Origin of the sequence: Pseudomonas sp. NFIX28, from assembly GCF_900107395.1 — a bacterium.
Taxonomy (GTDB): Bacteria; Pseudomonadota; Gammaproteobacteria; order Pseudomonadales; family Pseudomonadaceae; genus Aquipseudomonas.
The window spans coordinates 22590-43034 of sequence record NZ_FNPW01000006.1 but is presented as its reverse complement, the minus strand read 5'-3'; the positions used below and the strand labels follow the sequence as shown (position 1 = coordinate 43034).

Genomic DNA, 20445 nt, shown 5'->3' with positions numbered 1-20445 from the left:
GCCGATCAGGCGGTTCACGCTCAATGCCGATGGGCCCTATAGGGCGGCGGGGGCGCCCGGCTTGGTTTTGACGGCTAGCGGTCCATTGGTGCGGTCATACGGCTGCACAGGGCCGATTTAATGGATATAATCCCGCTCTTTGCTATATAACCCGGGCCTTGGCGCGGGTTAAGACAGACGTTAAGTACGCCGAGACGCTCTCATGCCCATGTACGACTACCAATGTGCTTCCTGTGGTCATCAGCTGGAAGCCATTCAAAAGATCAGCGCGCCTGCGTTGGTCGATTGCCCCGCCTGCCAGGCGCCCGAGCTGAAAAAAATGCTGTCCATGCCAGGTTTCCGCCTCAGCGGTTCGGGCTGGTATGAGACCGACTTCAAGACCGGCGCCAAGAAGAATCTGGCCGGTGGCGACAAAGCTGATTAAGTTGAACGACACGCGCGAGCTCTTGCACCATCCGGTATCCCGAGGTGCGCAAGGCCTCCCATCGAATTTCGAATTACGAGAAGTGAAACCACTACCATGATGCGCAGCCATTATTGCGGCCAACTGAACGAAAGCCTGGAAGGCCAGGAAGTTATCCTTTGCGGATGGGTCCACCGTCGTCGTGACCATGGCGGGGTGATTTTCCTCGATATCCGTGATCGTGACGGTCTGGCCCAGGTGGTGTTCGACCCGGATCGCGCGGAGAGCTTCGCCGCCGCCGATCGCGTGCGCAGCGAGTACGTGGTGAAGATCACCGGCAAGGTTCGCCTGCGTCCGGCCGGTGCCACCAACGCCAACATGGCGTCGGGCATGATCGAAGTCCTGGGCTACGAGCTGGAAGTATTGAACGAAGCGGAAACCCCGCCGTTCCCGCTCAACGAATTCTCCGACGTCGGCGAGGAAACCCGCCTGCGCTATCGCTTCCTGGACCTGCGCCGTCCGGAAATGGCCGAGAAGTTGCGCCTGCGTTCGCGCATGACCACCAGCATCCGTCGTTACCTCGACGAAAACGGCTTCCTCGATGTGGAAACGCCGATCCTGACCCGCGCGACCCCTGAAGGCGCCCGTGACTACCTGGTGCCGAGCCGTACCCATGCCGGTTCCTTCTTTGCCTTGCCGCAATCGCCGCAGCTGTTCAAGCAACTGCTGATGGTGGCCGGCTTCGACCGTTACTACCAGATCGCCAAGTGCTTCCGCGACGAAGACCTGCGCGCAGACCGCCAGCCTGAGTTCACCCAGATCGACATCGAGACCAGCTTCCTCGATGAAAAAGACATCATGGGCCTGACCGAAGGCATGATCCGCAACCTGTTCAAGGAAGTGCTGGGCCTGGAATTCGGCGAGTTCCCGCACATGACCTTCGAAGAGGCCATGCGTCGCTATGGTTCCGACAAGCCGGACCTGCGCAATCCGCTGGAACTGGTCGACGTTGCCGATCAGCTCAAGGAAGTCGATTTCAAGGTGTTCAGCGGCCCGGCCAACGACCCGAAATGCCGTATCGCGGCGTTGCGCGTTCCTGGCGGCGCGAGCATGCCGCGCAAGCAGATCGACGACTACACCAAGTTCGTCGGCATCTACGGTGCCAAGGGCCTGGCGTACATCAAGGTCAACGAGCGTGCTGCCGGTGTTGACGGCCTGCAGTCGCCGATCGTGAAGAACATCCCGGAAGCCAACCTGAACGTGATCCTCGATCGCGTCGGTGCGGTCGATGGCGACATCGTGTTCTTCGGCGCCGACAAGGCCAAGATCGTCAGCGAAGCCCTGGGCGCGCTGCGTATCAAGCTCGGTCACGACCTCAAGCTGCTGACTTGCGAGTGGGCACCGATGTGGGTTGTCGACTTCCCGATGTTCGAAGAGAACGACGACGGCAGCTTCTCCGCACTGCACCACCCGTTCACCGCGCCCAAGTGCACACCGCAGGAGCTGGAAGCCAATCCGGCCGGCGCGCTGTCCCGCGCCTACGACATGGTCCTGAACGGCACCGAGCTGGGTGGCGGTTCTATCCGTATCCATCGCAAGGAAATGCAACAGTCGGTGTTCCGCCTGTTGGGTATCGACGAAGCCGAACAGGAAGAGAAGTTCGGCTTCCTGCTCGACGCGCTGAAATACGGTGCGCCGCCCCATGGTGGCCTGGCCTTCGGCCTGGATCGCCTGGTGATGCTGATGACCGGCGCCCAGTCGATCCGTGAAGTGATCGCGTTCCCGAAAACCCAGAGTGCTGCCGATGTCATGACGCAGGCTCCAGGTGTGGTGGATGCCAAGGCGCTGCGCGAACTGCACATTCGTTTGCGCGAAACGCCAAAGGCCGAGTAAGACGGGCCTGAAGGCGCATCTTCGGATGCGCCTTTTTTCTTTCTGCAGTGTTCAAGTTTTTGGTTGGCCCGTCGCGCCGAGCGTGTGACGGGCATTGTTTCAAAGAGAATTCGGAGCGAGTTATGGCAGGTCATTCCAAGTGGGCGAACATCAAGCACCGCAAAGAACGCCAGGATGCCAAGAGAGGCAAGATCTTCACCAAGTGGATTCGCGAGCTGACCGTCGCCGCGCGTCAGGGCGGTGGCGATCCTGGTTCCAACCCACGTCTGCGCCTGGCCCTGGACAAGGCCCTGGGCGCCAACATGAGCCGCGACATCATTGATCGCGCCATCGCGCGCGGTGCCGGTGCGACCGAGGCCGACAATGTCGAAGAGCTGACCTATGAGGGTTATGGCCCGGGCGGCGTGGCGGTGATGGTCGAATGCATGACCGATAACCGCAACCGTACCGCCGCGGCGGTGCGCCATGCGTTCAGCAAATGTGGCGGCAACCTCGGCACTGACGGTTCGGTGGCGTATCTGTTCGAGCGCAAGGGGCAGATCAGTTTTGCGCCGGGCGTCGATGAAGACGCATTGACGGAAGCGGCGCTGGAAGCCGACGCCGATGACGTGGTCGTTCATGAAGACGGCTCGATCGATGTGTTTACCTCGTTCACCGGTTTCTATGCGGTACGCAATGCGCTCGAAGAGGCTGGTTTCAAGGGCGATGACGCGGAAATCGTCATGCAGCCGACCACCAGCGCCGAGCTGGATCTGGAGGGCGCCGAGAAGGTCCTCAAGCTGATCGACATGCTCGAAGACCTGGACGACGTGCAAAACGTTTACTCCAACGCGGATATTCCCGAGTCGGTTGCCGAGCAACTCGGCTGATAGCGCGATAAAAGATCGCAGCATTCGGCAGTTCCCAGGGTTAGGCTGTACCTGTAGGGGAGCTGTCGAAGGCTGCGATTTTTTGTTTTTCCGGCTTCTGGCGGCGTTACCTTAAGCAACCGAATTTTCTTTGCAGGCGTTATGACTCTTATTCTTGGTATCGATCCGGGCTCGCGTATCACCGGCTATGGCGTGGTGCGTGACACCGGGCGTGGTTGCGTGTACGTGGCTTCGGGCTGCATTCGAACGGGTGCCGGCGAGCTGCATGAGCGGCTGCAAATCGTCTATCGCGGGGTTCGTGAGGTCATCCAGACCTACGGTCCGGTGACCATGGGCATCGAAAAGGTGTTCATGGCGCGTAATGCCGACTCGGCCCTGAAACTCGGCCAGGCCCGTGGCGCGGCGATCGTTGCGGGGGCCGAGGAAAGCCTGGAAATTGCCGAATACACCGCCACCCAGGTCAAGCAGGCCGTTGCTGGCACCGGCGGGGCCAATAAGGAGCAGGTGCAAATGATGGTCATGCATTTGCTCAAGTTGACCAGCAAGCCGCAAATCGATGCCTCGGATGCCCTGGCGATCGCCATCTGTCATGCCCACACGCGATCCAGCCTGTTGCCCCACGGCCTGGGGACCGCACGCAGTCGTGGCGGCCGCCTGCGTCTCTGATAGCATCTGCGCAAACATTTGATGAGTGGAGCGGCTGGCGCCTGTTTGCCCGGCCTGGGCTCCGCTCTGTTACTCGCCGGCCGCTGGCCTGGCCTGAGCTAAGGATCTGAAACGTGATTGGACGCTTGCGCGGCACCTTGGCTGAAAAACAGCCGCCGCACCTGATTCTTGATGTAAACGGTCTGGGTTACGAGGTGGAAGTCCCCATGACAACCCTCTATCGCCTGCCGTCGGTCGGTGAACCGCTAACCCTGCATACCCATTTGGTCGTGCGTGAAGATGCCCAGTTACTCTATGGCTTTGCCAGCAAGCGCGAGCGCGATTTTTTTCGTGAGCTGATCCGTCTCAATGGCGTGGGGCCGAAGCTGGCGCTGGCGTTGATGTCCAGCCTGGAGGTCGATGAGCTGGTGCGTTGCGTGCAGGCGCAGGACACTTCGGCGCTGACCAAGGTACCGGGCGTCGGTAAAAAGACCGCGGAGCGTCTGTTGGTCGAACTCAAGGACCGCTTCAAGGCCTGGGAAACCGTACCGAGCATGTTTGCCCTGGTGCCGAACCAGCCGGACGCGCCGGTTCCGGTGGCCAGTGCCGAGACGGATGCGGTCAGTGCCCTGATCTCCCTGGGCTACAAGCCGCAGGAAGCCAGCAAGGCCGTCTCCGCCATCAAGGAAAAAGGCCTGAGCAGTGAAGACATGATTCGCCGCGCCCTGAAGGGAATGATTTAAGTGATAGAAGCAGATCGTCTGATCGCCGCCACGGGCCCCCGTGAGCGCGAGGAAGTCCAGGACCGTGCAATTCGCCCCGTCAGCCTGGCCGAATACATCGGCCAACCGACGGTGCGCGAGCAAATGGAGCTGTTCATCCAGGCTGCCCGCGGGCGCAACGAGTCGCTGGACCATACCCTGATCTTCGGGCCGCCGGGCCTGGGTAAAACCACGCTGGCCAACATCATTGCCCAGGAAATGGGGGTGTCGATCAAGAGCACCTCGGGCCCGGTGCTGGAGCGTCCCGGGGACTTGGCGGCGCTGCTGACCAACCTCGAACCGAACGACGTGCTGTTTATCGATGAAATCCATCGCCTGTCGCCAATCGTCGAGGAAGTGCTGTATCCGGCCATGGAGGATTTCCAGCTGGACATCATGATCGGCGAAGGCCCGGCGGCCCGTTCGATCAAGCTCGACCTGCCGCCCTTCACCCTGGTGGGGGCAACGACCCGCGCGGGCATGCTGACCAACCCGCTGCGCGATCGCTTCGGTATCGTCCAGCGCCTGGAGTTCTACAGCACGGCGGACCTGGCAACCATTGTCGGGCGCTCCGCTGGCATTCTGGGCTTGCCGCTGGACCCGGACGGTGCCTTTGAAATCGCCCGCCGCGCACGCGGGACGCCGCGTATCGCCAACCGTTTGTTGCGCCGGGTACGGGATTTTGCCGAGGTTCGCGCCAAAGGCCACATCACCAAACCCATTGCCGACCTGGCCCTGAACCTGCTGGATGTCGACGAGCGAGGCTTCGATCACCAGGATCGGCGCTTGCTGCTGACCATGATCGAGAAGTTCGACGGCGGGCCGGTGGGGGTCGACAGTCTGGCCGCCGCCATCAGCGAAGAGCGGCATACCATCGAGGATGTGCTCGAGCCCTATCTGATCCAGCAAGGCTATATCATGCGTACGCCGCGGGGCCGTGTGGTGACCCGGCACGCCTATTTGCATTTCGGTCTAAACATCCCGTCACGATTGGGGGAGATGCCCGTGGTAGACGAATTCCTCGATGCCGTGGACGATTAACCACCGCTTCGGCAGCGATTTATTCGCAGGTTGCGTGGTCCTAGGGGCTGGCATTGCCGTTATTTCGCCAGAATGGCGTTCGAGAATGAAAAAACAGTTGTCTGGCCGGATTGGCAACCTGAGGAGTAAGCACTAGAGTATGCGCGCGCAAAACGGGCTTGAGCCGTTCGCACATCGGTGTCGCGTTTATTACGAAGACACCGATGCCGGCGGCATCGTGTATTACGTTAATTACCTTAAGTTTATGGAACGGGCTCGAACCGAGCGGCTTCGACACCTGGGCTTTGCCCAATCGCAGCTGGCAGGGGAGAACCTGTTGTTCGTCGTGCATTCCAGCGAAGCGCGCTACCACGCGCCGGCGCGACTGGACGACGAGCTTCTGGTAAGTGCAGAAGTCATCGAATTGAACCGGGCCAGCCTGCGCTTCAAACAGCAGGTCAGGCGAGCCACGGATAATGCACTGCTCTGTGAGGGGCAGTTTCTGGTGGCCTGTGTGCGCACCGATAATTTGAAACCCCGGGCCATTCCCGAAGCTCTACGTACGGCCTTCGCCGACGTGAGCGGCGCGGGTACACACTCAGAGCAGGAGATAAAGCGTGGAAGCTAACGTCGTCGACCATTCCTCCATGTGGAGCTTGGTCAGCAATGCCAGCATCGTTGTGCAGTTGGTAATGCTGACCCTGGTAGCCGCATCGGTGACCTCATGGATCATGATCTTTCAGCGCAGCAACCTGCTGCGTGCCGGTCGACGCGCCCTGGAGAGCTTCGAAGAGCGCTTCTGGTCGGGTATCGACCTGTCCAAGTTGTACCGTCAAGCGGGCAGCAACCCGGACCCGGATTCGGGCGTGGAACAGATCTTCCGTGCCGGCTTCAAGGAATTTTCGCGTCTGCGCCAGCAATCGGGCGTTGATCCCGAGGCGGTCATGGAAGGTGTCGCGCGTGCCATGCGTGTCGCCATCTCCCGCGAAGAAGAGAAACTCGAGCAGAGCCTGCCGTTCCTTGCCACTGTCGGCTCGGTCAGCCCATACATTGGTCTGTTCGGTACCGTCTGGGGGATCATGAACTCCTTCCGCGGCCTGGCCAGCGCCCAGCAGGCGACCCTCGCCACCGTGGCCCCGGGTATCGCCGAAGCCCTGATCGCCACCGCGATCGGCCTGTTTGCCGCGATCCCTGCGGTTATCGCCTACAACCGTTTTGCGGCCCGTGGCGAGACCCTGATCAGCCGTTACTACACCTTCGCCGACGAGTTCCAGGCGATCCTGCACCGTAAAGTGCACACCAGCGAAGAGTGAGCAGGTAAATCCCCATGGCCCGAGTTCGCCACAAACGCAAGCCGGTTGCCGAGATGAACGTGGTGCCCTACATCGACGTGATGTTGGTACTGCTGGTTATCTTCATGGTGACCGCGCCGATGCTCAATCAGGGCGTGAAAGTCGATCTGCCCAAGGTTTCCAGCGAAGCCTTGCCGCAAGACAACAACACCCAGGTCCTGACCATTTCGATCAAGGCTGACAAGACCTATTACTGGAATCTTGGCAGCGAAGTCGACACCGACAAGCAGATGGACAAGGCCATGACCTTGCCGCAGATGACCGACGCCGTGACCAAGATCATTCGCGCCGGCAATGAAGGCGGCAAGCATACCCAGGTGTTCATTCGCGGCGACAAGTCCGTTGACTACGGCGCCGTCATGGGCGCCATGGGCGGGCTGCAGAAGGCCGGCGTCGGTAACGTTGGCTTGATTACCGAGGCGCCCTGATGCAGCAACAGCGAGAGCCGTCCGCCTCGGAAAGCTACTTCTGGCCTAGCGTGTGGGCAATTGCCCTGCACGTTCTGGTGTTCGGCATGCTGTTCGTCAGTTTTGCCATGACACCGGAGTTGCCGCCGTCCAAGCCGATCGTCCAGGCGACCCTGTATCAGCTGAAATCGAAAAGTCAGGCGACCACCCAGACCAATCAGAAGATTGCGGGTGAAGCGAAGAAATCCGCCGCGCGCCAGACCGAAGTCGAGCAGATGGAGCAGAAAAAGGTCGAGCAGGAAGCGGTGAAGGCTGCGGAACAAAAGAAAGAAGAGGCGGCTCAAAAAGCCGAGGAAGCGAAAAAGGCCGACGAAGCCAAGAAAGCGGACGAGGCGAAGAAGGCTGATGAAGCCAAGAAAGCCGATGACGCGAAGAAGGCTGCGGAAGCGAAAAAGGCTGAAGAGAAACAATTGGCTGATATAGCCAAGAAGAAAGCCGAAGAAGAAGCCAAGAAAGCCGCTGAAGAAGAGGCCAAGAAAAAGGCCGCTGAAGAGGCGAAGAAAAAGATAGTCGAAGACGCGAAGAAGAAAGCCGCGGAAGACGCCAAGAAAAAAGCTGAAGCAGACGAGGCGAAGAAGAAGGTCGCCGAGGACGCGAAGAAGAAAGCCGCCGCCGATGCAGCCAAGAAAAAGGCTCAGGAAGCAGCGCGTAAATCCGCCGAAGAGAAAAAGGCCCAGGCCTTGGCAGATTTGCTTTCCGACACGCCGCAGCGTCAGCAGGCCTTGGCGGACGAGCAGGGCGATGAAGTCGCGGGCAGTTTCGACGATCTGATTCGTGCTCGCGCGGCGGAAGGCTGGGCTCGTCCTCCTTCGGCGCGCAACAACATGACTGTCGTGCTGCAAATCGGCATGTTGCCTGATGGTACGGTGACTTCCGTGTCGGTGGCCAAGTCCAGCGGCGATGGTCCGTTCGACGCCTCGGCGGTAGCTGCGGTCAAGAACATTGGACGTTTGACAGAAATGCAGGGAATGAAGCCGAGCGATTTCGCTCCGTATCGTTCATTCAAGATGACATTCACACCTGAGGATCTAGCCTTGTGAGAAACCTTCTTCGAGGATTGCTTGTCGTTATCTGCTGTATGGCAGGGATAGCGACGGCGGAAGAAAAGAACATCCTGGTCACCAGTGGCAGTGACCGGGCCACGCCAATCGCCGTTGTGCCATTCGGTTGGCAAGGGGGCAGCGTGCTGCCCGACGACATGGCGGAAATCATCGGTAACGACCTGCGCAACTCGGGTTACTACTCGCCGATTCCAAAGCAGAACATGATCAGCCTGCCGACCCAGGCCAGCGAAGTCATCTACCGTGACTGGAAGGCACTGGGCGCCCAGTACATCATGGTCGGCAGCATTGTCCCGGCTGGCGGTCGCCTGCAGGTGCAATACGCTCTGTTCAACGTCGCCACCGAGCAGCAAGTGCTGACCGGCAGCGTCTCGGGCAGCGTCGACCAGTTGCGCGACATGGCTCACTACATCTCCGACCAGTCGTTCGAAAAGCTCACCGGTATCAAGGGCGCCTTCTCGACTCGCATGCTGTACGTCACGGCAGAGCGTTTCTCCGAGAAGAACACACGCTATACCCTGCAACGCTCCGACTACGACGGTGCGCGCGCGGTGACCCTGCTGCAATCCCGTGAGCCGATCCTGTCGCCACGCTTTGCACCGGACGGCAAGCGCATTGCCTATGTATCGTTCGAACAGAAGCGTCCGCGCATCTTCGTCCAGCACATCGACACTGGCCGTCGCGAGCAGATCACCAACTTCGAAGGCTTGAACGGCGCGCCTGCCTGGTCGCCGGACGGCCAGCGCCTGGCGTTCGTGCTGTCCAAGGACGGCAACCCGGACATCTATGTGATGAACCTGGGGTCGCGTCAGATCTCGCGTGTGACCGCGGGGCCTGGCATCAACACTGAACCGTTCTGGGGCAAGGATGGCTCGACCATCTACTTCACCTCGGACCGTGGCGGCAAGCCACAGATCTACAAGACCAGTGCTGGTGGTGGCGGTGCGGAGCGCGTGACTTTTGTAGGCAACTACAACGCCAACCCGAAACTGTCCGCGGATGAAAAAACCCTGGTCATGATTCACCGGCAGGACGGCTTCACCAACTTCAAGGTAGCTGCTCAGGATTTGCAGCGTGGCAACGTAAAAATCCTTACCGACAGCACACTTGATGAGTCGCCTACTGTTGCGCCCAACGGCACCATGGTAATCTACGCCACCCGCCAGCAGGGCCGGGGAGTCTTGATGCTCGTGTCCATTAATGGACGCGTGAGGCTCCCGCTTCCTACCGCTCAAGGCGAAGTCAGAGAACCGTCCTGGTCCCCTTACCTGAACTGACGCGGCGCTTTACGTTTTACTTAACACATTGGGGTTCATTAGGAGTTTCACGATGGAAATGCTGAAGTTTGGTAAGTTTGCTGCGCTGGCTCTGGCCATGGCTGTAGCAGTAGGTTGCTCCTCCAAAGGCGGCGACAACGCTGGTGAAGGCGCTGTTGATCCAAACGCTGGTTACGGCGCTAACACCGGTGCAGTTGACGGCTCCCTGAGCGAAGAAGCAGCTCTGCGCGCAATCACCACCTTCTACTTCGAATACGACAGCTCGGACCTGAAGCCAGAAGCCATGCGCGCTCTGGACGTTCACGCCAAAGACCTGAAAGCAAACGGCGCTCGCGTTGTTCTGGAAGGCAACACCGACGAACGTGGTACTCGTGAGTACAACATGGCTCTGGGCGAGCGTCGTGCGAAAGCCGTTCAGCGCTACCTGGTTCTGCAAGGTGTTTCCCCAGCTCAGCTGGAACTGGTTTCCTACGGCGAAGAGCGTCCAGTTGCTACCGGCAACGACGAGCAGTCCTGGGCTCAAAACCGTCGCGTCGAACTGCGTAAGTAATTCGTCATGCGAACGTGCCGTCGTGCTCTAACTGTCTTGGCTCTCAGCCTCGCGCCGCTCTCGGCGTGGGCTGCGGTTCCTGTGGTCGATAACAACTCGGGCTATAACAATAGCGGAGGCAGTTATCCGCCAGCGGGTTATGGCACGAACGGCGCCTATGCCGGGGGAGGGGTTTCGACCCCTGTCTCGGCACAGGGCGAGCTGTTCCAGCAACTGCAGCAAATGCAGGAGCAAATCGCACGGCAACAAGGTGTGATTGAAGTTCTGCAAAACGATGTTGCGCGCATGAAGCAGGAAAGCCTGGAGCGTTACCAGGATCTTGATCGGCGCATTGGAGCGGGCGGTGCACCTGCCGCGACTCCTGATAATTCTTCTGCCGGTGGCGACGCAAGTGCCGCCGGTGCAGCTGCCGGGGCTGCCTCGCAAGCTCCAGTGGCAAGCAGTGAACCGGGCGATCCGGCGAAGGAAAAGCTGTATTACGACGCTGCCTTCGACCTGATCAAGGCCAAGGACTTCGACAAGGCCAGCCAGGCTTTCGCCGCGTTCCTGCGTAAGTACCCGAACAGCCAGTACGCAGGTAATGCCCAGTACTGGTTGGGCGAAGTGAACCTGGCCAAAGGTGACCTGCAGGGTGCCGGCCAGGCATTTGCCAAGGTTTCCCAGCTGTACCCGAAGCATGCCAAGGTCCCGGACTCGCTGTACAAGCTGGCTGACGTGGAGCGCCGCCTGGGCCACACTGACAAGGTCAAGGGCATTCTGCAGCAGGTGGTGGCCCAATATCCGGGTACCTCCGCTGCCCAGCTGGCTCAGCGCGATCTGCAACGCATGTAGTCGAATTGAGCTGTTTTGAAGAAACCCGCGCTTGCCGCGGGTTTTTTCGTTAGAATCCATGCCCTTTTTATGAAACACGCTTCCTGGGATTATCGCGTTTGCGGGATTCCTTGAGGTGCCTGACGGAGGCGGACAGCCTGTTTAGCTGTTACGCCCGTGGCGACTATGCAAGACACATTGAGAATTACCGAAGTTTTCTACTCGTTGCAGGGTGAAACTCGGACTGCCGGCCTGCCCACGGTATTTGTGCGCCTGACCGGTTGTCCGTTGCGTTGCCAATATTGCGACAGTGCCTATGCCTTCAGCGGCGGCACCATCCGCTCCCTCGAGAGCATTCTCGAGCAGGTTGCCGGCTTCCGCCCGCGTTATGTCTGTGTGACCGGGGGCGAGCCCCTGGCGCAACCTAACGCCATCCCCTTGCTCAAGCAGCTGTGTGACGCCGGTTACGAGGTCTCGCTGGAAACCAGCGGGGCGTTGGATATTTCCGCGGTCGATCCGCGCGTCAGTCGTGTCCTCGACTTGAAGACCCCGGGTTCGGAGGAGGTCCAGCGCAATCGTTATGAAAACATTGAGCTGTTGACACCCAATGACCAGGTCAAGTTTGTCATCTGTTCCCGTGAGGATTATGACTGGGCGGTTTCCAAGCTGATTCAGTACGGTCTGGAGCGACGGGCCGGCGAGGTGCTGTTTTCGCCAAGCCATCACGACTTGAATGCGCGCGACCTGGCCGATTGGATCGTTGCGGACAACCTGCCGGTGCGCCTGCAATTACAGCTGCATAAATATCTTTGGAATGACGAGCCGGGGCGCTGATATGACCGAACAAGCACAGAACCAGGGCTCCACTGAAAAGCGTGCGGTAATTTTGCTGTCCGGCGGCCTGGATTCGGCCACCGTGGTGGCCATGGCCCGCGCCGAAGGCTACAGCTGCTACACCATGAGCTTCGATTACGGCCAGCGTCATCGTGCCGAATTGCAGGCGGCCGAACGTGTCGCTCGTGACCTGGGTGTGGTCGAGCACAAGGTGATCGGTCTCAACCTCAACGGAATCGGTGGCTCTGCTCTGACAGACAGCTCGATCGACGTGCCTGAGGCCCCCAGCGAAGGCATTCCGGTCACCTACGTGCCGGCGCGTAACACCGTGTTCCTGTCCCTGGCGCTGGGCTGGGCGGAAGTGCTGGGCGCGCGGGACATTTTTATTGGTGTCAACGCCGTGGACTACTCGGGGTATCCGGATTGCCGTCCGGAATTCGTCGAGGCCTTCGAGTGCATGGCCAACCTGGCGACAAAGGCTGGGGTAGAGGGGCAGGGGTTCCGTATCCAGGCACCGCTGCAGAACCTGAGCAAGGCCGATATCGTCAAGGCGGGCGTCAAGCTCGGGGTTGATTACAGCCTGACCGTGTCCTGCTACCAGGCCGATGATCAAGGGCGTGCTTGCGGCAAATGCGACAGCTGCCGCCTGCGTGCAGAAGGTTTTGCCGCGGCCGGTGTTAGTGACCCAACAGCTTATTTTTGATTTTTTTCATATTGGGTGTTGAATTCTTTTTATAAATCAGTATTATACGCGCCACCACACAGCGGGTCGTTAGCTCAGTTGGTAGAGCAGTTGGCTTTTAACCAATTGGTCGTAGGTTCGAATCCCACACGACCCACCATTTTCTAGCAGTATTTAAAATCCGAAAGGCCCACGAAAGTGAGGATTTTCGGGTTTTTTTTTGCCTGCAGAAACGTGTGGGCGCTGGCCTGGAAGGGGCTTAGCGCTTTATCACGTATAGACATGCAGCCGTCTGTGGCGAACCATGGTTCGACTACGCCTCCAGCGCTGCGAGCCAGCGCAAGGTCGTGACCAGCCATGGCGCCTTCAGCTACTTCGGTCACGCCTGGCAACTGCAGTTCAATGCGCCGCAGGGCCTGTCGAACCATGACAAGCCCTCGGTGGCCGCAGTCGGCCAGCACCGAACCTAGATGCCATTACTACGGCGCTGCAGCCGTAACCTGTGGCAAGCACGAGCTAGCGGCTCTTCTCGGCCTTACCAATTGTGCGTATAGCTGGCAGTCACCACGGTCCCCGGTGCTGGAAGGTGGCTGGTGTTGTTGTTATTGCGCAACAGTTGGCTGTAGAGCGGGTAATAGTCGCGGTTGAACAGGTTCTGGATGCCGACACTCACCTTGTCGTCAGGGGAGACCTGGTACTGGCTGATCAGGTCCACCGTGGTGTAGGTGCTCACCTCATGGCGGCCGAAGCTGTCGACGCCATTGAGTCGATAGTCCTTGGAGTCAAAGAACGTGGCTTGCAGGCGGTTGTTCCAATCCACAGTCGGCTTGTACTGGATATACGCAGTCAGTTTCAGCGGTGGGACGCGATAGCCCGTCATGTCTTGCCAGCCCTTGTCTTCCGGCTTCTCGCGACCGCGCATCCAGGTCGCACTACCACCTGTGCCCCACACTGCATCGTCAGAAAGCCAGTCGGCACTGGCTTCAACGCCGTAAATGCGCTCCTTGGTTCGGGTGAGAATCAGGCCATTGTTGAAGCTTTGCACGTCGCCCAGCTTGGAAGTGGTGTAGAACAGCGCCAGGGTGCCTAGCGTGTTGCTACCCAGCTCTCCTCGCCAGCCAAGCTCATAATTGTTGGTCTTGACCGGCTCCAGGTTCGAAGCGCCGAGGTCGAAGCCCCGGCGCGCATTTCGCAGCTGAATGCCCACGTCGGGCAATTGGAACCCCTGGCTGAAGGAAGCATAGATTTCCTGGCCGAGCACCGGCGAATAGACGATGCCAAGGTTCGACAGCACCGCGTCGTAGTGGATCTCGCCCCCCTTCACCGCCACGGGGGAGGCAGCCTTGGATTCGGACAACGGAACGAAGTCGTCGAATTCAGCGGTGGAATACTCGTAGCGCAGGCCGCCGTCGATCGACCAATGCTCATCGAAGCGATGCTGCAGTTGTGCGAACGCACCGGCGCTACGGGTCTTGAGCGGCGGCATGTAGGTGAGTTTGCCGGTCTTGTCGAAGACCAGGCCGCCACTGGCGTCGTAAGCGGCCGGGTCGAACACATCGAGCGGCATGTCGCTGCGCTCTTGATTGTAGTCGCCACCCCAGACCAATTCGGTATCACCGCTGTCGCCAAGTGGCGTGCGCAAGGTCAGTCGGCTGCCGAACACTTCGCTGTTTTGCATGATCTGGTCCACGTTGCCGCCGCGGGTGGAAACGGCGCGGGCGTCGAAAGGCGTGAAGCGGGTGAAGTAGTCCCGGTAATACATTTGTGCAGAGAGTCGGCTTCCGAGAATGTCGAGGTTCTCGTATTCCAGATTCACCAACGTGTTGCGAATGCGGTTCTGCTCCTCGAGATCCAAGCCCTTGATCGCATTGGCCGGCACCGAGCCTGCCGGGAGTCTGGCTACGCGTGGGTCCGTGGCGTAGTCGGTGTCCTGGCGGGCGTCGTAGTGGCTGAGCGCAAGCTGCACACGCTGGTTTTCGTCGATGTGAAGCCCGAGCTTCCCGCCAATGTTGTAGATGTTCGAATCGAACAGGTCACCCTGGCTGGGCTCCGGCGCGATGCGGTCGCCATGCGCATCGTACGAGGCGCCGATGTGGCGGGTACCGAAGTCGAACGAGTAGTCCACCGCTCCCTTGGAGCCTGCGAAGTGCTGCTGGACCTGGCCACCCAGGCCATCACTGCCCAGGCGGGTAAGCGGCGAGGTGGCGCTCAGGCTGGTTTCGGCACGGTTTTCACCGCCAGCGGGCCGTGTGGTGATGGAGATGATGCCGCCCGTGGCGCCGCTACCATAAATGGCGCTGCTGCCACGGATGACTTCGACCCGCTCGATCAGTGCCGGGTCGATATTGGCCAGGTTGCGCGAGGAATCGCGGTTGGTGTTGAGCGGCACCCCGTCGACCATGACCAACAGGCTGCGCCCGCGCAGGGTCTGCCCGTACTCGGTGACTGTACGGCTGGAATCGGACATCCCCGGAATCGCCTTGGCCAGCACCGTGGCCAGGCTCTCGGAGCCCTGGCGCAGCTCCTGGAGTTGTTCGTGTTCGATAACGGTGGATTGCCGCGTCGCGGAGACCAGGCTGCTGCTGGTGCGTGAAGCGGTGATTTCCAACTGCTCCATTTCCACGGGGGCGCGCTCGGGAGTGGGCATCGGGGCAGGCTGAGCGGCGCTGGACGGGACGATGATGAACGTGCGCTCGTCCTTGGCTTGCGCTTGCAGGCCACTGTCCTTGAGTAGCTTCTGAAGTGCTTCCTGCGGCGTGAAACGGCCCTTCACCGCAGGGGTTTTCCGGCCTGCACCGAGGTCGCCGGCAAAGATGATCTGTACTGAAGACTGTTGCGCAAGGGCGTTGATGGCCTCACCCAGCGGGGCGGCTGGCAAGTCCACGCTCACTTTTTCCCTGCCTTGGGCCGACACTGCGATGAGCAGGCTGCTGGCAAGCAATGACACGCGTAGATGACGACTGCGGAGGGAAAAATGCACTTCTCGAATCCTTTTTGGGTGGGCTTTTTTCAATAGCCGTCATGGGAGTCAAGAAACCCTACCTGCGCCTGAGAATTATTTTCTTGTCGGTTTGCGTTGGATCTGGACGCTGCCATCCTCTTGCCGCAGCACGGAAACGGGCAGGATGCTCGGGAGCAGATCCAGCAGCAAGTCGACATTGTGCGCCTCGAAGACCCCTGTCACCTTGAGCGCGGCCAAGCTTGGGTTGCTCAGATGAATAGGCGCCTTTCGATAGTGGCGCAGCAAAGAGACCACTTCGTCCAGCGGCGTCTGCTCGAACACGATGCGATCATTTTTCCAGGCCATCGCCTTGGAGGCGTCGGCCTTGGCGACCGGCATCAGTTGCCCGCGAATCAAGTCGACCTGTTGCCCTGGCATGAGGAGGACAGACGTTTGCGGTGCGGCCGTTGCGTCAACTTCCACGCGTCCACGGGCCAACGTCACACGAACGTCGTCGTTATCCAGGCGACGAACATTGAACAGCGTGCCGAGCACCTGAACTTTCGCAGAGCCCGCCGACACCACGAAGGGGCGATACACGGCCGAGGACACCTCGAAGAGGGCCTGCCCAGAGCGCAGGTCGACCTCGCGGCTAAGCAAACGCCAGTTGATATCGACCTGGCTGCCACTGTCGAGCAGCAGTTCGCTTCCATCGCTCAGTACCACAGCACGCCGCTCACCAATGGCGGTAGCGAAATGCTCGCTCTTGTAGGCGGGGTTCAGCCAGGCCAGGGCTCCAAAGGCGATCGCAACCACTAGTGTGATACCTGCTGTCTTTGCCGGTTTCCGAGGTGCTGGCTTGGACGGAGGGACAGGAAACAGCTGCTTCAGCTCTTCACGATGTCGCCCTAGAGCCTCGTCCAGTGGCGGCTGTTCGGCCTTATTCGTCATGTATTCACCTGCTCACGTCCAAGTCGTTTCCTGCACGCCGCCAACCCCAGGCGCAGGTGCTTTTCCACTGTCTTGATGGAAATACCGAGACGCTCGGCGACTTCCACCTGAGGGATTTCGTGAATTTTGTGCATGACAAAAACGGCCTGGCAGCGAGGCGGGAGACCTGCGATGGCGTCGACGAGCAGTTGAAATTCACGCTCGGCGTCATACCTGCTCATGGGGGTGGCTGCTGTACAGGCTACCTCGGGCAATTCGGAGATTGTCTGCACCCAGACAGCTCGGCGGCGATCGCTACGATAGCGACTGATGGCGGTGTCGTTGGAGATTTTTCGCAGCAGGGCCAGTGGAGTCCGAACGTCTTCTGTCTCACCGCGTTCGAGCAACTGCACGCATACGTCATGCACTACATCGCGCGCCATGCCCCTGTCGCCGAAGCGTCGGCGAATGTGGTCCACCAGCTCGTCGTAATGTCGGACCAATGTGGACAGCAGCGTCGGTTTGGCGGGATCGGACGACACGATGCACCTAGGAAGAGAGCTTGACTCCGAAGAAGTGGGGAGAGTGTAAATGAGAACTAGTCGCGAATAAATGCCTTCTTTCGATCGGCAAACCATCTCATGCCGGTGCCTTGGTGGGCCTCGATGAAATAAGCGCTTTGAATCGCCCCGGGTTTCCTATCAGTTGATGCTGAAGAAACAACCAAACGAAATCCCAGACGCCGATCTGCTCGGACTTTATGGCGTTCGTCCAGGGGCTTATCCATGAGGAAGACGTGGAAGAGTAGCTATCTCGCGGAAGCGATCGCTGCACACCACCCGGCCCTTGACTGGGCCTTTGGCAGTCTCCCCCCTTTTGCGGCAAACGATCGGCAGTGTCAGCCGGCCAGTGCCGGATGCGCGGCGGTAACCCGGTACTGGCCGGCATGGAAGACCAGCGGTTCTGCACCGTTGTAGCGGTATTGCTCGATCTCGCCAATGAAGATCAGGTGGTCACCGCCTTCGTACTGGGTGACGTTGCGGCACACCAGCACTGCCACCACATCGTCCAGCACCGGGGCTCCCGCCTTGCCATAGGAATGGGCTACACCGGCGAACTTGTCAGCTGCAGCCCGTGCGAACTGCTCCGACAAGTGGTACTGGTGCGCCCCCAGCACGTTGATGGCGAAGTGGCTCGCCGAGCAAAAAACCTTCAGGCTCGGTGCCGTGCGTGCCAGGCTCCAGAGCACCAGCGCCGGCGACAGCGACAGTGAGGAGAACGAGTTGGCGGTCACTCCGACGTTGCGGCCGTCAGCGGTGCGCGTGGTGATCACGGTCACACCGGTAGCGAACTGCCCCAGCAAGTTGCGCAGTTCGCGGACATCGCGGCCCTCGGCATCGAGCAAAGGGTGAGCCTTGGTTTTGGTGGCGGCATTCATGGTGATCTCTCCCCTCAAGCTGGCTCAGGCAGCCTGTTGGCTCATTGCGCGCGATTGCACGCGCAGCGTGAATCGAACCAGCGGGGCGGTCAGCGCCGTCGTCACCAGCGCGAACACCACGAGGATCGTGTAGACCTTTGGCGGAAGGATCTGCATCTGCAGACCGATTGACAGGACGATTAGCTCCATCAAGCCGCGCGTATTCATCAACGAGCTCACCAGCATCGCATCGGGTGGCGCAAGCCCGGTGGCACGCGCGCCCAGATAGCTGCCGCCGAACTTGCCGATGAATCCGCCCGCGAGGAATACACCGAACCACATCCATGATGCCGCGTCGTCGATCGTGCCGATCGACGCATGCAGCCCCGCATACGCGAAAAACACCGGCATCAGCACAAGCTTGACGAAACCTTCGACGTTGTCGCGCCACTCCTTCGCGACGCCGGGCACGCGGCGCACGAACAGCGCTGCGGCAAGTGCGCCAAAAGCGCTATGGAATCCGATCAGCGACGTCGCGAGTGCCGACACCATTACGAAGCAGAACAACACGGCCAAGCGGTCGCGCGTCGCATGCGCAGTCGATGCGAGCCGCGCAAGCGTCGGTCGAACCACGAAGCGCACCAGCAGCGCGCACAGCACCAGATACGCGAGCAGGCTGACGAGCATGCGCGCAAATGCCCAGCCGGGCCCGCTCGATAGCGAGGCAATCGTTGCAAGCAGCATCCACCCGAGCGCATCCGTCAGCATCGCGGCAGACATTGCGTGCCGCGCGCCCACCATGGCGCTGAGCTCCAGGTCGTCGATGATGCGCGCCATCACCGGCACCGCCGATACCGCAAGTGCGACACCGCAGAAGAGCACATAGGGCAGCGTCGGCGCGTCGCTGGCGAGCGTGCCTTTCGAAACGATGGCGACGATCATGCCGATCGCGGCCGGTGCGACGAGCCCGCCCGCTGCGATCGCGACGGGCATGCGCCAGCGCTTGTCGCGCAGCGTCTCGCCCAACTCCATATGCAGGCCGACCTGGAACATCAGCAGTACCAGGCCGACTTCGCTGACCTGCGCCATCGCTGACAGCACCTGGGGGCCGAACAACAGGTCGTAGAAACTCGGTGCGATCACGCCGAACAGCGATGGCCCCAGCAGCAAACCGGCCGCGATCTCGCCGATGACCGCGCACTGGCCGAGCCGTTCGGCAATGCGGCCGCAGACGTTGCAGAGCGCGATCACCAGCACGAGTTGCAACAGCCAGATAGTCATGAATACCTCGCAAAGAGCGACTCCGACACGAAGCTGGTGGCCGCGAGCCCAAGCGGACCCGGCGCGCCGTAGGCCGTGATCGTCACGCCGCTCGCCAGGTTCGCGAGCGCCAGGCCGAGCGACGCGGTCGAGAGCGGCTCGGCTTCACGTATCACCGCTCACTTGCGACGCGGTCGACCCAGCCTCGATAGAACGCCCGGTACTTGAGCACGAGCTTGTCGTATTTGCTGTACGCGCCGCCGCCGTCCGGCTTCATTCCGTTCCAGATTTTGACGTCGTACCCCGCGGCCTGCCTGGTCTGCAGCCCGAACAGCACGAAGTCGGTCGCGCGGCGCAGGATGCCGCCCACCTTCTTGATCGAGATGAGCATGTGCATGACGTTCTTGCCATCGCTTACCGGCGTCACACACTGGAGCAGCTTGTATTTGACGTCTCCGTCCAGGGCGACGGTCATGACACACCCGCCGGGGTAGCCATCGAAGTGCAGGTTCATCTGCGACATGTTCAGGCCGAGCGCGCGTGACAGCATGCCGAGGGGGCCGAAGTACCGGTCCACGGTGAAGTCGATCCCGGCACCGAACCACGCGCCCGCCAGGGCCAGCGACTCAACCTCCGGCCACTGGCGCCAATCGTCGAAGAGCTTGAGTTCGAAGGCCGAGATCGGGAGCGCGTGCACCGGGGTTGCGTGCTGCGCGTCGTAGAAGTTCTCGACGATCCGCAAGACCGCCGTGGTCGTCTCGAACGCGAAGTGCAGGTGCATAAAGTCGCTGTTGTCGACATCGGCCGCGGAGATTTCGGGCAGCGGGTGCAGCGGCTGCGGGGAGCCGTACCAGACCCACACGTAGCCGTATCGCTCGGCGGTGACCAACGTCGGCTGACGCGCCCCGCGCGGCACCGGCTCCAGCTGGCGCACCGCCTGGCTGTGGCCGGGGATGTGAACGCACTGGCCCTGTTCGTCGTACCGCCAGTGGTGAAACGGGCACTGGATGCACCCGTCCTTGATCCGCCCGTCAGCCAGGTTCGCGCCCAGGTGCGAGCAGTGGCGGTCCATCACCACGGCCCGCCCCGTCGCTCCGCGCCACGCCACGCACGGACGGCCGAAGAGCGTCAACTCGGTCGGCTTGTCCTTGAGCTCGTTGGAGCGCATCGCGACGTACCAGCTCGCGGCCAGGCGTGTGGTTGCGTCGTACGCGCCCGAGGGACGCTTCTTGACGCTCGCTTGATCCAATTGAATGTCGTTCATCGTTTTTAT

23 protein-coding genes and 1 tRNA gene are annotated in these 20445 nt (G+C 60.5%); 17 read left to right on the top strand and 7 right to left on the bottom strand.

From position 1 onward, the window contains the following. Positions 1-202 precede the first annotated feature (202 nt). The 17 genes from BLV20_RS13320 (at position 203) to BLV20_RS32040 (ending at position 13094) form a co-directional block, all read left to right on the top strand. Positions 203-424 carry an FmdB family zinc ribbon protein gene (locus BLV20_RS13320; protein ID WP_007931131.1) on the top strand — a complete coding sequence of 74 codons (222 nt, stop codon included), beginning with the start codon at positions 203-205 and terminating at the stop codon, positions 422-424. Between the two features lie 96 nt (positions 425-520). Beyond that, a complete protein-coding gene (gene aspS / locus BLV20_RS13315; protein ID WP_092302145.1) occupies positions 521-2296 on the top strand; it encodes an aspartate--tRNA ligase in 1776 nt (591 codons plus the stop codon). Positions 2297-2418: 122 nt separating this feature from the next. Next, the gene (locus tag BLV20_RS13310) at positions 2419-3165 is read left to right on the top strand and encodes a YebC/PmpR family DNA-binding transcriptional regulator (protein ID WP_092302143.1); all 747 of its coding nucleotides are present in this window, start codon (positions 2419-2421) and stop codon (positions 3163-3165) included. Between the two features lie 141 nt (positions 3166-3306). After that, positions 3307-3831, top strand: a complete 525-nt coding sequence (gene ruvC, locus BLV20_RS13305; protein WP_007931118.1) for a crossover junction endodeoxyribonuclease RuvC — start codon at positions 3307-3309, stop codon at positions 3829-3831. 113 nt (positions 3832-3944) lie between these two features. After that, the gene (gene ruvA, locus BLV20_RS13300; protein WP_092302141.1) at positions 3945-4553 is read left to right on the top strand and encodes a Holliday junction branch migration protein RuvA; all 609 of its coding nucleotides are present in this window, start codon (positions 3945-3947) and stop codon (positions 4551-4553) included. Continuing rightward, positions 4554-5612 carry a Holliday junction branch migration DNA helicase RuvB gene (gene ruvB / locus BLV20_RS13295; RefSeq protein ID WP_009050468.1) on the top strand — a complete coding sequence of 353 codons (1059 nt, stop codon included), beginning with the start codon at positions 4554-4556 and terminating at the stop codon, positions 5610-5612. It abuts the gene before it with no gap. Between the two features lie 139 nt (positions 5613-5751). Further along, entirely contained in the window at positions 5752-6219 is a 468-nt protein-coding gene (gene ybgC, locus BLV20_RS13290; protein ID WP_092302139.1) for a tol-pal system-associated acyl-CoA thioesterase, read from the top strand. Beyond that, a complete protein-coding gene (gene tolQ / locus BLV20_RS13285; RefSeq protein WP_007931111.1) occupies positions 6209-6904 on the top strand; it encodes a protein TolQ in 696 nt (231 codons plus the stop codon). Before ybgC ends, tolQ begins: the two co-directional genes overlap by 11 nt. Positions 6905-6918: 14 nt before the next feature. Beyond that, positions 6919-7371 carry a protein TolR gene (gene tolR / locus BLV20_RS13280; RefSeq protein ID WP_007931110.1) on the top strand — a complete coding sequence of 151 codons (453 nt, stop codon included), beginning with the start codon at positions 6919-6921 and terminating at the stop codon, positions 7369-7371. Continuing rightward, positions 7371-8450: a cell envelope integrity protein TolA gene (tolA, locus tag BLV20_RS13275; RefSeq protein WP_025805901.1), complete on the top strand. Its 1080-nt coding sequence runs from the start codon at positions 7371-7373 to the stop codon at positions 8448-8450. The genes tolR and tolA overlap by 1 nt, the downstream gene beginning before the upstream one ends. Positions 8451-8488: 38 nt before the next feature. Continuing rightward, the gene (tolB, locus tag BLV20_RS13270) at positions 8489-9748 is read left to right on the top strand and encodes a Tol-Pal system beta propeller repeat protein TolB (protein ID WP_218190301.1); all 1260 of its coding nucleotides are present in this window, start codon (positions 8489-8491) and stop codon (positions 9746-9748) included. Positions 9749-9800: 52 nt separating this feature from the next. Next, complete coding sequence (gene pal / locus BLV20_RS13265) at positions 9801-10298, top strand: peptidoglycan-associated lipoprotein Pal (protein ID WP_003178634.1); 498 nt, start codon at positions 9801-9803, stop codon at positions 10296-10298. Positions 10299-10304: 6 nt separating this feature from the next. Beyond that, positions 10305-11129 (top strand): tol-pal system protein YbgF, encoded by an 825-nt coding sequence (ybgF, locus tag BLV20_RS13260; RefSeq protein ID WP_092302135.1) that lies wholly within the window; start codon positions 10305-10307, stop codon positions 11127-11129. Positions 11130-11294: 165 nt separating this feature from the next. Continuing rightward, positions 11295-11942, top strand: a complete 648-nt coding sequence (gene queE, locus BLV20_RS13255) for a 7-carboxy-7-deazaguanine synthase QueE (protein WP_092302133.1) — start codon at positions 11295-11297, stop codon at positions 11940-11942. Between the two features lies 1 nt (position 11943). After that, on the top strand, positions 11944-12645 hold the full coding sequence (queC, locus tag BLV20_RS13250) for a 7-cyano-7-deazaguanine synthase QueC (RefSeq protein ID WP_092302131.1): 702 nt from the start codon (positions 11944-11946) through the stop codon (positions 12643-12645). Between the two features lie 63 nt (positions 12646-12708). After that, positions 12709-12784: transfer RNA gene (locus BLV20_RS13245), tRNA-Lys, on the top strand. A 187-nt stretch (positions 12785-12971) separates the two neighbouring features. Beyond that, positions 12972-13094, top strand: a complete 123-nt coding sequence (locus BLV20_RS32040) for a hypothetical protein (RefSeq protein WP_371914317.1) — start codon at positions 12972-12974, stop codon at positions 13092-13094. Between the two features lie 65 nt (positions 13095-13159). On the opposite strand, the gene BLV20_RS13240 is transcribed toward BLV20_RS32040, so the two are convergent. The 7 genes from BLV20_RS13240 to BLV20_RS13210 form a co-directional block, all read right to left on the bottom strand. Then, the gene (locus tag BLV20_RS13240) at positions 13160-15604 is read right to left on the bottom strand and encodes a TonB-dependent receptor (RefSeq protein WP_092302129.1); all 2445 of its coding nucleotides are present in this window, start codon (positions 15602-15604) and stop codon (positions 13160-13162) included. Positions 15605-15679: 75 nt separating this feature from the next. After that, positions 15680-16516: a FecR family protein gene (locus tag BLV20_RS13235; protein ID WP_092302127.1), complete on the bottom strand. Its 837-nt coding sequence runs from the start codon at positions 16514-16516 to the stop codon at positions 15680-15682. Beyond that, positions 16513-17037: an RNA polymerase sigma factor gene (locus tag BLV20_RS13230; RefSeq protein WP_092302638.1), complete on the bottom strand. Its 525-nt coding sequence runs from the start codon at positions 17035-17037 to the stop codon at positions 16513-16515. The genes BLV20_RS13235 and BLV20_RS13230 overlap by 4 nt, the downstream gene beginning before the upstream one ends. A gap of 56 nt (positions 17038-17093) precedes the next feature. Beyond that, the gene (locus tag BLV20_RS30950) at positions 17094-17282 is read right to left on the bottom strand and encodes a hypothetical protein (RefSeq protein WP_139192697.1); all 189 of its coding nucleotides are present in this window, start codon (positions 17280-17282) and stop codon (positions 17094-17096) included. A gap of 111 nt (positions 17283-17393) precedes the next feature. Continuing rightward, positions 17394-17933: a flavin reductase family protein gene (locus BLV20_RS13225; RefSeq protein ID WP_092302125.1), complete on the bottom strand. Its 540-nt coding sequence runs from the start codon at positions 17931-17933 to the stop codon at positions 17394-17396. A gap of 24 nt (positions 17934-17957) precedes the next feature. Beyond that, a complete protein-coding gene (locus BLV20_RS13220; protein WP_092302123.1) occupies positions 17958-19193 on the bottom strand; it encodes a cation:proton antiporter in 1236 nt (411 codons plus the stop codon). A 151-nt stretch (positions 19194-19344) separates the two neighbouring features. Beyond that, positions 19345-20436: a Rieske 2Fe-2S domain-containing protein gene (locus BLV20_RS13210; protein ID WP_092302121.1), complete on the bottom strand. Its 1092-nt coding sequence runs from the start codon at positions 20434-20436 to the stop codon at positions 19345-19347. Positions 20437-20445: the final 9 nt, after the last annotated feature.